10 protein-coding genes are annotated in these 13,530 nt (G+C 42.5%); 6 read left to right on the top strand and 4 right to left on the bottom strand.

Translation table 11 applies throughout. The features are described from left to right. The first annotated feature begins 13 nt into the window (after positions 1-13). From ACR6HW_RS10955 to ACR6HW_RS10980, 6 genes are all read left to right on the top strand, one after another. Complete coding sequence (locus ACR6HW_RS10955) at positions 14-1,423, top strand: S41 family peptidase (protein ID WP_455727765.1); 1,410 nt, start codon at positions 14-16, stop codon at positions 1,421-1,423. 578 nt (positions 1,424-2,001) lie between these two features. Beyond that, complete coding sequence (locus ACR6HW_RS10960; RefSeq protein ID WP_455727766.1) at positions 2,002-5,226, top strand: S-layer homology domain-containing protein; 3,225 nt, start codon at positions 2,002-2,004, stop codon at positions 5,224-5,226. A gap of 410 nt (positions 5,227-5,636) precedes the next feature. Continuing rightward, on the top strand, positions 5,637-8,648 hold the full coding sequence (locus tag ACR6HW_RS10965; RefSeq protein WP_455727767.1) for an S-layer homology domain-containing protein: 3,012 nt from the start codon (positions 5,637-5,639) through the stop codon (positions 8,646-8,648). 392 nt (positions 8,649-9,040) lie between these two features. Beyond that, positions 9,041-9,238 carry a CsbD family protein gene (locus ACR6HW_RS10970; RefSeq protein WP_455727768.1) on the top strand — a complete coding sequence of 66 codons (198 nt, stop codon included), beginning with the start codon at positions 9,041-9,043 and terminating at the stop codon, positions 9,236-9,238. 33 nt (positions 9,239-9,271) lie between these two features. Continuing rightward, positions 9,272-9,433, top strand: a complete 162-nt coding sequence (locus ACR6HW_RS10975) for a DUF1328 domain-containing protein (protein WP_455727769.1) — start codon at positions 9,272-9,274, stop codon at positions 9,431-9,433. A gap of 423 nt (positions 9,434-9,856) precedes the next feature. Next, complete coding sequence (locus ACR6HW_RS10980; RefSeq protein WP_455730880.1) at positions 9,857-9,934, top strand: Fic family protein; 78 nt, start codon at positions 9,857-9,859, stop codon at positions 9,932-9,934. Positions 9,935-10,430: 496 nt separating this feature from the next. On the opposite strand, the gene ACR6HW_RS10985 is transcribed toward ACR6HW_RS10980, so the two are convergent. The 4 genes from ACR6HW_RS10985 to ACR6HW_RS11000 form a co-directional block, all read right to left on the bottom strand. Beyond that, a complete protein-coding gene (locus ACR6HW_RS10985; RefSeq protein ID WP_455727770.1) occupies positions 10,431-11,813 on the bottom strand; it encodes an FtsW/RodA/SpoVE family cell cycle protein in 1,383 nt (460 codons plus the stop codon). Further along, positions 11,800-12,147, bottom strand: a complete 348-nt coding sequence (locus ACR6HW_RS10990) for a PadR family transcriptional regulator (protein ID WP_455727771.1) — start codon at positions 12,145-12,147, stop codon at positions 11,800-11,802. The genes ACR6HW_RS10985 and ACR6HW_RS10990 overlap by 14 nt, the downstream gene beginning before the upstream one ends. A gap of 200 nt (positions 12,148-12,347) precedes the next feature. Beyond that, positions 12,348-13,136 carry a family 1 encapsulin nanocompartment shell protein gene (locus ACR6HW_RS10995; protein WP_455727772.1) on the bottom strand — a complete coding sequence of 263 codons (789 nt, stop codon included), beginning with the start codon at positions 13,134-13,136 and terminating at the stop codon, positions 12,348-12,350. Positions 13,137-13,171: 35 nt separating this feature from the next. Then, entirely contained in the window at positions 13,172-13,519 is a 348-nt protein-coding gene (locus tag ACR6HW_RS11000; protein WP_455727773.1) for an encapsulin-associated ferritin-like protein, read from the bottom strand. Positions 13,520-13,530 lie beyond the last annotated feature (11 nt).

Here is a 13,530-nt window from a genome sequence, read left to right on the forward strand (position 1 = left end):
AAAGGAGGACGCCATGCGCGAAGAAGTAAGAGAACAACGATTGGCACGGAAGAGGAAAAAAGAAAAGAAACGCCTGATACTGAAAAGTGCGCTGGCGATTATTCTCTCGGTGCTTTTGGTGGGCATGGCGATTGCGCCGATTTTCGCTGAGACGACTGGAGAGGTCACTGAGGATTACGAGGCGTTTATCAGCTTTATGCTCAGCCGCATTGAAAAAGACTATTACAAAGATGCGTCGAAACGCGATATGCTCGACGGCGCTTACAAGGGGCTCTTTAGGAGCCTCGATCCATACAGCACGTACTTTACACCGGAAGAATTTTCAAAGTTCAACGAGTACACGGAAGGGACGTTTACCGGTATCGGGGCGTCTATTATCGAGAGTGCGTCGGGGTACATTCAAATTGTGGCCCCTATAAGACGCAGCCCTGCTGAAGCGGCGGGTCTTTTGCCCAACGACGAGATTATAAAAATCGACGGCAAGGACATCAACGGCTATTCGTCTGAACAGGCGGTTGCCGAAATCAGAGGGAAAGAGGGCACCGACGTGACCCTCACCATCTACAGGGACGGCGAGACGTTTGACGTCACCATCACCCGGGCGGTTATCGAAGTTTTAACGGTTTCGTATGAAATTCTCGACGGGGGCATCGGCTACATCGAGCTCACCGGCTTTAAGGAGATTACCAGCAAGGAGTTCGACGAGGCCATGGCGTATATGGTGAACCACGATGTGAAAAAACTCATCGTCGACGTGCGTTACAACCCAGGTGGCCTACTGGACGTCGCCATCCACCTCAGCGATTACTTTATCGAAAAGGGCGATCCCATCGTCAAGATAGATTATAAGAGTGCCAAAGACATCACCTACAAGGCGACGCGCGCCAAAGCGCCAATGGACCTCGTGGTGTTGGTCAACGAAGGCTCTGCCAGTGCCAGTGAAGTGTTTGCCGGTAGTGTGCAGGCAAACGGCGCCGGTACGGTTATCGGAGCCAACTCTTTCGGCAAGGGGACGGTGCAGACGCTCGTTCCGCTGAACACCGGCGGCGGTCTCAAGATGACCATAGCGGAGTACCTGCTGAAAGACGACACCCATGTCCACGGCGTGGGCATCAAGCCCGACATCGAAGTGGGCAAGCTCTACCCGAAACAAGGCCTTGCACCGCTGAACCCCTCAGTGGGCGCCAACAGCCTCAATGTCTTTGCCGCACAACAGCGCCTTCAAAAGCTGGGCTATGACGTGAAACCCGACGGCAGCTACACGGCGCAAACGCGCGAAGCGGTACTGGCGTTTAAAAAGGCAAAGGGTCTCGGCGACAATTCGGTACTGGATGTAAAAACGTTAGAAAAACTGGAGCAAATGGTGATGCGCCCTGACGAAGTTCAGCTGGAAGCCGCTATTGAGTTCCTTAAAAACCGTTAATTAAGGTGTCTGCTAACGCCTTTCAGATTTTTTTTTACTTGTTGACTTCCACCCATAAAAGTCACATATAAGTCTTCTGAAAAGCAGCGCCTTGATTATATAGAGCGCCGGAGAGGTTTTCTCCGGCGCTTGTTTTATATCTGTCATAAGCCTTTTGGGCTGTTTTGAGGGGCTGAATTAAGTGGGGGTTGTTACACAGCGGCTACCGGTGGCGCTGTTTTCATGGGGCTTAAGCGAGAGGTGTCACTGACTTGTAACGAAATGTAATGGCGCTGTAACAGACATTTCGGGGGATTTGCGGTATAATAACCGTGTAGTGATAGAGGTGTCTAAACATCGGAAATTCGGTAAGGTTGTATTAGTAGAACCAAGATGTTTTACAGTTCTATTACAATAAAAAACTTTGATTGACCATCCTATTACAGAAGTGATATAATCAATACTAGGTTTCGCGGCCTGTTTTTTGTCAAGCGGTCGAGACACCGAGGCGCGCTTTGGCCTCGGAAGGGGGTTATTGATCAAAACTCTCTTCTGTAAAAGGAAAGCAAGATTACCTATATTAAAGGGAGGATTTACACATGAAGAAAGTATTATCGTTAGTATTATCACTTGTGTTAGTACTAGGAATGATGCCAGTATTCGCTGTTGAGGACATGGGTAGTGCAGGTGAAAACCTTAAGCATTACGAGTTCATCACTGGCGGAACTGGTGGCGATCTTATGGAAGACAAAGAATTCACAAGAGAGCAATTAGCTAAAATTCTTGCTGAATTAAACGGCAAAGCTGAAGAAGCAGCTGCATTTGAAGGTACTGTAAACTTCAAAGACGCTGACGAAATCGGCGCATGGGCACTTCCATACGTTGCTTACGCAGTTGAACAAGACTGGTTAGTAGGTAACGACAAAAACGAATTCATGCCAAAAGGTATCGTATCTGGTAAAGAGCTTTTAACGGCTATGTTAAGAGTTTTAGGTTACGAAACTGAGTGGGCAACTGTAGTTGAAGAAGCTGCTGAAGTAGGTTTCACTGCATCAGAAGGCGAATTAACTAGAGGTCAAGCATTCGAAACACTCTGGACTGTAGTAAGTGAAATTCCTGCTAAAGGTTCAGACGTTGCACTTGGCGTTGAGCTTGGTAAATTAGAGCCAGAAACTCCAGTTGTAACTGATTTAGAAGTTAAGAATGTTGTTTCTAATAACTTAAAAGTTTTAGCTGTAGAATTCAATCAAGCTGTTGACAAAAAGACAGTTAAAGACTCTACAGTAAAAGTTTATGAAGGTTCAGCAAGCGCAGTCTCATCAACTGAAGTTTCAGAAGATGGTATGACGGTATTTGTTGAATTGAAAAACATCACGCAATCAGATTCAGTTAAAATGACTATTGAAGGCGTAAAAACAGCTGAGGGTAAAGAAGTTGTTAAGTATGAAGAAGAGTTCATTCTTAACGATGTAACTGTTCCGGCGCTTGAAAGTGCTGTTGCATTAAACCCTAAGCAAGTTGAGTTAACATTTACAGAGCCAGTTCAATTATCTTCTCCAGAGTTATTCACTTTGATGAATGATGTTAAAATTGACAACACTTCTGTAATTGCTAAAGCTGCACCAAACAATTTTAAAAACACTGTAATCTTAACTCTTTCAACTGCTTTAGCTGAAGGTACGCATACTATCGAAGTTAAAGGTGTTAAAGACTATGCACAGTTTGTTGCTCCTACAATGACTTTAGATTTCACGGTAGTAAAAGATGAAGCTGCTCCAGTAGCAACGTCACTTACTGTTAAAAGCAAAGATGAAGTAGTTGTAACTTTTGATGAACCTGTAAATGTAACAGGTAGCTTCAAGATTGATCCAAATCTTGCTGCATACACTCCAGCTAATGGAGATTGGAATGCTCAAAGAACTTCAGTTACTTTAAAAAATGCAAACTTAGGTATTGCTGCAATTGTTGAAGTAAAAGTTCAGTACAAAGGTCAAAAAGACATCATGGGTAATGAAGTAAAAGAATGGGCTTCTATTGTTACTAATGTAGAAGATGATTCAACACTTCCTACTGTAGAACTTACAAGTGTAGGTGAAAAGAACAAATTGACTTTCACTTTCTCAAAGCCTATGGCAAGTGCTGGTGAAATTCAACTTCTTAACAAAGATGGTAAGCTTGTTACTAAGTTAGTTGTAAACAATGACAACTTATTTAAAGCTGACACTAACCACACTGTAATCGAGTACACACCAGCTGAATTAAATAAAATTGATCCAGCAGATTACAGTGCTAAACTTGTTGATATGAAAGACAGAACTGTAAGAGCTAATCCATTAGCAACTACAACCTTAGCTTTCAAAGCTATCGACACAAAAGCTCCAAGCATTGCAGACAAATATGTTGTAACTCCTAATACTTCTACACCTGTAAACAATGACAAAGATACAATTACTGTATTCTTTACAGAGGCTATGAATGTAGAAACAATTCAAAATCTTGGTAACTACCAAATTGCTGGTAAACCATTAAGCGCTGACAGCAAAGCGGTTTCTGCTAAAGCAGCTTCTGATGCTAAGAGCGTAGTTATCACTTATAAGGAAGCTTCACTAGTTGACCCAGGTATGATCACTGTATATGCAGTTAAAGATGTTGCAGGAAACATGATTGGAACTGTAGGGAATACAGCAAGTAAGGGTAATACGGCAGACTTAACTGTTACGGGTTCTGCTCAAGCAACTGCTGTTAACAAAATAAGAGTCACGTTTGATACAGCTATTAAAAATGTAGCACCATCAGTATTTGGTGTATTTGAAGGTAACTCAGCAGTAACAAACTTTGTTGATGCGAAAGTTCTTTCTGATGGTAAAACAGTTGAGTTTACAACTGGCAGTGATATCAAGCCTAATGCTGAAATCTACACTATCAAAACTGTAGGTCCAACAAGTATTACAAATATCTATGGTAAAAATTTAGCTGCTACACAAGCTGATGTTGGCGTAGTAGATAAAATTAGACCAGAGTTGAAAAAAGTAGAACAATATAAAGCAAACGATGTAGTTATTAATAACAAAATTGCGTTCACATTTACTGAACCAGTACAAGGTAATTTTGTTAACCAGTTAATCGTTAAGTCGTCTGCTGGTGTAATTCTTGGAACAGGCGCTAACAACGCTGGAGATTTCCATGTAGTAATGGAAGAAAATGATACAAGAGTTGTTCTTGAAATCACTGGTAGTACTCTAGTAGCTATTCAAGATTCTGAAGCTGGAGAGAAAACTATTAAGGTTGGCTATCCACTTCCAGGTAATGTGACTGATAAAGCTACTCCAGCAAATGGTATCTTGTCAATTGCTGATCAAGAAGTAACAATTAAAGTAGATGCGACTAATGCTGCTGCTGAAGTTGCTGCTACAAACGCAGTTGTAGCATACGAACAAGCATCATTAGAAACTATCGCTGGCGTTACAACTGCTGAAGGTTTAAAACTCGATGCTGAAACTAAAGTAACTAATTTAAATGACGGTACTGTTAAAACAGATTTAACACAAAGAATCTCTAATAGAGCTGCAGTAATCACTGCTGAAAGAGCGAAGATTCAAACTTTGACAGACGCTGTTGCTGCTGCACAAACGCAACATGATAATGCAATTGAAGGTAATAATTCTGGTGAGTATCCAGCTCCAGCGAAAGCAGACTACCAAACTGCAATCACATCTGCTAATAGCGTAGCTACTACAGGAACTTCAACTATTATAGAAGTTGAACAAGCGACTACTGACTTAGGTAATGCTAAAACAACTTTTGAAGGTTTAGTAACTCCATAAAATTATAAAAAAGTGTTAATAGCAGAAAAGCATCTTGAGTATTTATGACTCAAGATGCTTTTTTCTAGTTCAAAGTCAGGCTCTAAGTCAATAATCGAAGTGGGATTCTAAATGAACCCCACCTCTTCTTTGTTGAGAGAGATTTGTCCAAATCCTCACTCGACTTTGAGGCACGGTTCTTTTAAAACAGAATCCCATCCATTTACCAAAAATAGAAAACCCATTGCCCCCGCAATGGGTTTTTTATCGTTGCACCATAGTTGACCGAGGGCACTTGTTACCCATAATTTATAAAAATAAACTGTAAACTAAAAGAAATAAATCTAACAAAATAAATAATTGTAATGATTATTTGGGTATGGTACACTTATAAAGCAAAAAACAGAAAGAAAAAAACAATAGGAGGAAAGATGAAAAAGATAATAGCGAGCACACTTGCGCTTTTGATGGTCTTTGCCGGCATTCCCGTCGGTCATGCCGAAGGGGCTACCGAAAGTAGCGTAATGAGTAAGTACCATAGCCTTAGCAGTCGTATCTCAAGTATCCGATCTGGAGGCGATGGGAGCGACTACTGGACAACAGAGGAATTCATGCCCTCAGATGATTTTGGTGGCATGGATGATATGTCCATGATACAGATGGACTTACACAGTTTTGAATCAGAATATGTGTATAGGCATCCAGATGATGGTTCTACATTGGACTGGGATCGTGCCCTTTCGAAGCTTGAAAGAATTGAAAGCAGTCTTTGGCGTGTTCAAAATGGCTACACGGGTCAAAGCAGTGTCAACTCTTCCAACAACAGAATTGAAAACTACAAAACACAGCTTACAGATTTTGTGACCAGTGTGGACGGTTCAGAGGTGGAGAGCACTCAAAAGTGGCTGACAGCAGATCAAAAGACGGCAGTGCTTGCCAAGCTAGACGCCTTAAAAGTCGTCAACGACAGCCTAGATTTTACAGGTAACTGGCCGGGGATGAGTGTTTCCAGTTGGCGAAATAAAGAGTCTGAAGCATTTGACTTCGTCACTTCAACCTTTAACGCCGCGCCGTACGGCAGCATCGTCTTACCTACAGAAGCGTCGTTGAAAACCCTTTACGATGCGGCAAACTTAAAGTGGTCGCGCATCTTTGTTTCAACAGATTCTGAAGAGGTTCTCACAGGCCACTACTATGTGGATCAAGCGGCATACGATGTCATGAAAAGTGCTCTTGAAACAGCACAGAGCTTTTTAACGGCGCATGCAGGCGATACAGACGCTGATTGGACAAGTGCAGAAACCGCTCTTGAAAATGCCAAACTGGCTTTTGAAGGGGCGATGCACGAAGGGTCGTTTAGCGTTATGGCAGACGACATTGACACAATCAATCAAATGGAACAAGCTGCAGCTGACCAGAAAGCGGCCATTGAAGCCCTCGTGGTCAGTGTAGACGGTACCGATGTGTCGGTAGAAGACAAGTGGATCACAGCGGATAAGAAGCAAGAGCTGTTGGGACTTCACACACAAATGACGTCGCTTTTAAGCGATTTAAAAGCTTGGGTACTTAATCCTGGCGATACGTTTAATGCGATTCAAATGACAGCGAGCGCATTTAGTGCGCTTAACGCATCGTACACTAACTTGTACAGTGCCTCAGTACAAAATGCGCCGGCGGGGACAAATGGGCTCGCCACAGAGGACAGCTTCGACACACTACTGGGTACCGTCGAAGCGAAGTTTTCGCGCATTCTCGTAGAGACACATACGGACAATGTTTTAAAAGGGCATCACTTTGTGAGCCAATCGGCGTACGACGCTATAAAAGCGGCTGTGGAAACAGCGCAGCAGTTTAAAACGGCACATGTAGGCGATGCAGATGCCAACTGGCAAAGTGCTCAGACGGCACTTAAAACAGCCCAAACCGCCTTTGAAGGGGCGATGCAAGTGGGAACAGACGAGCTTATCCCTAGCGAAATCGAAGCTATTGATGAGGCTTTAGCGACACTTGAAACGCAAAAGGCAGACATTGATGCCCTCGCAGTGAGCACTGACGGTAAAAACGTGCCAAAAGAACAGAAGTGGGTAACAGCGGCACAAAAAGAAGCGGTGCTTTCGCAGTATAATCGCGCTTATGACGGCTTAAAAGCACTGAAGGCGTGGAGTGCTGACCAAGATACTGATGTGTTTAACACCGTAACGGAGCTTGTAAGCACGATTGAAGAAGCGTATGTCACATACCTTTCGACATACGATGCTGTTGTCAAAGTGGCGGCATTCGGTCAGGGACAAACCCCAACCACACCAACGCCTGAACCGGAGGACGATGCCGATGACACGGATTCAGGCGTCACTATTGTGGTTAACGGCACAACGCAAAATGCCGGCACCATTCAAGTCAAAACAGTTGCCGGTGAAAGACGTATAGACATCGTCGTCAACGAAGCGATGATTCGCTCGAAATTAAAGCGTGACGCGGAGAAAGACGATGTGGACAAACTGGTCGAAGTACCGGTAAATAACGTCGGAGACGTAACACAAGCGGCTTTAAGCGGCGAAACTGTTTCTGAGATGGTCAAGGGTGGGTACACCTTCGGACTCAACACGCCGAACTTCCGCTACGATGTTAAACTCGACGCCGTGGACATTCTCACAGGTGAAACGGCTCTAAATGTCGCCGTTGCCCTCGATATCCGTAAGCTTTCAGACGAGCGATTAACAGCGCTGAACACCGTGGCAAAGGCAAGTGGTCACACACTGGTAGGCGAGCCGAGAGCGGTAGGCGTCACAGTGACCAACGGCACAGCAGAGACCCGCATAGAGAATTTCAGCACCTATGTGCCGAGAACATTTTCTTTTTCAAAAGTAGAAAAAATCACCACAGGCGTCGTGATGAATGCCGACGGCACTTACGAGCACGTACCGACAGTCATCACCATTGATGAAAACGGCAAGCAGCAGGTGCGTGTCAACAGCCTGACCAATTCAGAGTACGCGCTGATTTACAACCCGGTGAAACTCGAAGTCGCCGAGGGACACGCCTACGAAGACCAAATCAACGACATGGCGTCTCGACTCATTGTGACAGGTACCGGCTCATTTGACCCTGACGAAGCGATTACTAGAGGGGCGTTTATCGAGTACGTGACCAAGACGTTGGGGCTTTATAGAAAAGACGTAGAAGCGTCAAATACTTTTACAGATGAAGGCACTGAAAGCCAAGTGCGCGCTGTGGCTATTGCTGAGGCAAGAGACATCGTCAACGGCTATGTCGACGGCACATTCGGCTACGACAAAGCGCTTACAGTGCAAGAGCTGAACATCGTCTACAACCGTTTGTTGCCGATTATCGGTAGCGATGAAGAAGCGCGTGAAGTGGTGAAATCCATGGAAACCGTGACACACGGTGAGGTATTGGCACTGCTCAACGCATTAATGTTCTAAAGGGGACGGTTCTTTTGAGACAGAATCCTATATAATTTACCAAATATGGAACCCTGGCGTATGCGCCGGGGTTTTGTACGTTGACGTGCGGTTTGAACAGCGGTTGTAAAATACCCCAAAATAGCGGGCTAATGAGGCCTTTCATAGGGTACAACGTCTAGCCGCACGGAAGTCGGATATTTCTAATGAAAAAAGTTGTTACAAAACATTTAAAATCGCTCTAGGTATGTAATAACAGTGGGTACACTGGGGACTCACTTGTGTTTGCAACGACGCCACGTTTAAAATCATCACAGCTCGGGTAGATAAGTAGTGTATTCTATTTTAGCCGTTCGACACAACAGACGGTTGTACTCTAATTGTAAAACGATTTTAATAAGGAGGCCAATACGATGAACACAGATATTTTAGAAGGCAAATGGACACAAGTAAAAGGAACTGTTAAGACCAAATGGGCAAAATTCACTGATGACGATGTGGCATACATCGACGGTTCTAAAGATAAATTAATCGGCAAGATTAAAGAAAAGTACGGAAAGACGAAGGAAGACGCTGAGAAGGAAATCAAGGCGTGGCTTGACAGCTTCTAGTAAACGAAAACGGACGAATGAAAGGAGTTGACGATGCTTAAATGGGCAGTTGTATTTTTAGTGATTTCAATTATTGCCGGCATCTTTGGCTTTAGGCGTGTGGAGTCAGTGAGCACATCCATTGCCAAGGGTCTGTTCTTCATTTTTATTATTATTTTTGCGCTGACGGTGTTGTTTGGAAGCGCATTGTTTTAACTTAAATCCCGCCTAACATGGCGGGATTTTTTTGGGGACGGTTCTTTTGAGCACTAGCGTTGCACCACTTAGTTGCCTGATTATGATGATCAAGCCACTTGGTGGGTTATTTTTTTGTTTTATAACAAACAGAACTAAAGGGAACACCGCAAACATTAAATTTCTTGATACGAGATTTTTTTAAAAATGGAACGTCATTCTTCAAATATGAAGAAAATCATGCCAAAATCAAAAAAAAGGTGAGATAAGTGGATGTGTTGATGAACTTGGGTCAGGAGTCAGGAACATTTATAAATACAACAAGATATACTCAGGTGTCAATCCTGAATTTATTGAAGGTGATGTGTTTAAGACAATTATTCCATTGACCATCCAAGGTACCAACCAAGACACCAACCAAGATAATGAGGCTATAATCCTTTAATTAAAGGAGGTCTTCTCAAAATGACCCTTCCTGACAAGCCAACAAGCAGGAATCAAAAATATTATTCTAATAGATAAATGAAGAGCTCATCACAATGTGGTGGGTTTCACTAATATGGATAGTGAAACCCACCAAGAAGGTCTCTAGCATCGGAAAAGCACCGAACAGAGATGGGATATTGGCGGGTTATTTGTTTTTTTAATGCAAAAATGACTAAATCACTTTTGTGGGCAATTTCAGGAAATTAGCCCTTGTATGGAATACGGGGCATAAAATTTATAAGAAGCCGTTACAGGGCAAACTGAAGCGTCGTTTTTTAGTGACCCTTCAAAATTCCCTGTTGCTTGTAAAGCTTTTATTTCTAGTGCTTGCTTGGCAATTTAACGGTTTATGCGCATGGCGTTCTCTAATGCTTAATCCGTCAAGCAGCCATCTGAATGCACGCTCATCGACTTCAAGAGGTGAGTCTTCAGTACAATCACTTCGCTTTATTGGCTTCACGTGCCTTCAATTGAATATGGCTTTCTGTTTAACGTTTAGGCACGGTGCCTCTTCCATCATAAGTGATGTAGACTATGCTTTAAAATCTATAATTAATTTGCCGTCTCGATATGTGAATATAGGCCTTCTGCTTGAAGACTTTTGGACGAGAGTATGGTCACTGAATATATCGCCTGTGCGAAAAACAGAGAGCATAAATCCAATGAGTGCTGAATTAATTAAAAGGTTCACATTACCATAAGAAATAAAGGGTAATGAAGTAGAAAAAAACAAACCATATCCAAGATTAGAAATCAAATAAAAAAAGGCTTGTATAACAAATGTTAATATGATTGTTAAAGAAACGACTCCTCCCAACAAACTTTTTTCTTTTAACGCCTTATGGATTCCAAACACTGAAAAAATCACGAGAAGCAGTACAAGAACAACCATTATTACAAATCCAAACTGATGAACTAAATAAACAAGAGAATAATCTGTGCTAATATTGGGCAATCTTTCTGTAACATTTAAAGAATGACCTTTTCCGAAGAGAACGGATTGCGATAAAATATCTCTTATTACATAATATAAGTAGCCACTGCCCCAATGGTCTTGTTCTGGGTTGAAAAGACTATTAATGCGATTTAAAGCGTAGGGACTTCTAAGTAGCCGAGCCAATAATAGTATTGAAAATATGAAGGCGGGCATTAAAACGACCATAAGACCTTGTTTTTTAGGAATACCATACCACCCGCGACATATTGTAAAACAAAGAACCAGTAAAGCGGTCATTGTGTAAATGATAAAACCCGAAAAAGATGGGGCAACTGTTAATATGATTGCAAAAGGCAGATAGGCGATCCCACTTAATAAAACACCAACTTTTCCTTTATCCCTCATACTATAAGCAAATAAGGCAAAGGCAAGTGGAAAAATCAGTGATAAATAAAATGGTGAAAAATGAATACCTAAAATTCTAATCCAAACAACTGCGTTGTTCGCTTTTGTGGATGCAATTAAAGCAATGATCGAAGTCACTAAAATAGCGGTATATAGCGTTTTAGGGTATTTAGCTAAAATGGAGAAATCAGATAAGTAGCAAAGTATAAAAACACCAAAACCTAAAACATAAGGCAGCGTACTAAAGGTATTAGACGAATCGACAGAGGTCTCGATGAAATAATTTATTGATAGGCCAACTAACATAAAAAGAATGGTTAATGTTATCATAAAAAATTGTGGTTTTGGTTTATAGGCTTTATCAAGTTCTTGTCCTATGGTAACCGCATCGCCCATTTGCATTATTGCCTTTTTTGTTGCAGAGGTTTCATCATCACCCGTTGACATGTAGGCATTAGATTGGTCATACAGATGATTTTCTATTTCTTTTGATATAAGTGGTCGTGCCTTTTTCCACCGAACTTGTTCACATATTTTTTTGCAATATTCTTTTATTGAACTAAATTCTTGCATAATTTAGGCCTCCATTTAAAACTTTGTTTACCGCTTTAGAATAGGCAATCCATTCCTGATGTTTTTCTAGCAACAGCCTTTCCCCTTTTTCTGTAAGATGATAATATTTGCGAACTCGGTCATTATCTGCTTTTTGCTCATACGACTTAACAAATTGTTTTTTTTCAAGAGTGTGCAAAATCGGATAAATTGTTCCTGCCTTTAAATCAAAAGTATGGTCTGATTTTTCTGAAAGCGTGTTAATCATTTCATAGCCATACATATCCTTTTCTTGCAGCAGCTTTAATAATAAGGTGGTGGTACTTCCTGATAGCAGACTTTTATCAATGCGCATATGTGTATCTCCTTTATATATAGAATATCTATATATGATTATATATTGGGCATCTATATATGTCAACGACATTTTGGGGACGGTTCTTTTGAGACAGAATCCTATAATATTTACCATATATGTAAAGGGGGTTCTGGCTTTTTTTAAAGCTTTTGAGATAAAAAAACCGGCACCGAGAGCATCGGTGCCGGTGGGTGTGTTTATTCAAAAGCGACTATTAGAGCCGGGTCGAGGACTCTAAAGGTAAACGATTCGGTGATAAAGAATGTGATGGTTTGATCGGTATGGTGCTCGTAGCCGATTGAGAAGTCTTGGCCGATTGTCAGCTCCAGGTCCTCGTGGTTGTACGGTACCAGTAGCGCGCCTTCAAGTACTTCGGAATAGACGATGTCGCCGCCGATAAGGGTTTTGACCACATCTGCTAAAAGGCAGCCGTCGTGCAAGGTGTTTAGCTGTTTGTAGGCTTTTTTCCCCACAATCAGTGTGTACGGCTTTTTAACATACGCCTGATTGAGTGTTAAAATCGCTTGGGAAAGGGCTTCGAGAACTTTGCCACCTGTGTCCCCAAAAGACAAGGTTGTTTCGGCGACGGCTTTTAGACCTTGGATGTCCCCGTCTTTAAAGCCGTTGTACACGGCATCTTCTTCAAATAGGGCGAGTTTTTTGACGCCGTCTTCTAAGGCATCCAGTGCTATGTCTTTTGCACCTCTTGTGATGTCGTCCAGCTCCCACTTATTTAGTTCGAACTCAACACGTGCTTCTACGAGCGGTTTTACTCTGTAAACGCCGGTTTTAACGGCTTTGTCTTTTTGTTCGCTTACATCGAGTCGACCTTCGGAGAGGACGGTGTAGTCCCAGCCTTTCGGGCCGTTTACATTGACGACTCTGCGAGCCGATAGAACGCTGAACAATACGTCTTCTGCTCGAGCGTCTATTTCTTTCCAAGCACTTTTTGAGATGGGTGCCAATTCACGTTTTAATATATCCATTCTTGACCTCCTTTGTTCTCTACAGTTAGATACGCTTATTTTTTAAGATCGCCAATGGCCAAACCGCCATCGGCTTTTTCGTTATTTGATTGACCGGATGTTTCTACTTCCAGTATGGAGCCTTCTGTAAACAGGTACATTCTGAGTTGTTCGTCCCAGCCGGGCATGTTGCGTCTGAGCCATTCGATGGTCATGCAGGCGTGCTCGATTTCTTCGTCTCTGTTGTGCGCCATGATTTCTTTTAGCGCTTCATTGCCTGATGCATCGACCCGTTGGTTGTACCAGTCGACAGCTTCGATTTCTTCTCTCAAGCTGTTGAGGGCTCGGGTAAAGTCTTTTGTTTCTTCTGATAGTACGTCCATCGCTTCATGATAATCTTTCATAAGTACCTCCT

The organism is Fusibacter sp. JL298sf-3 (genome assembly GCF_053842995.1).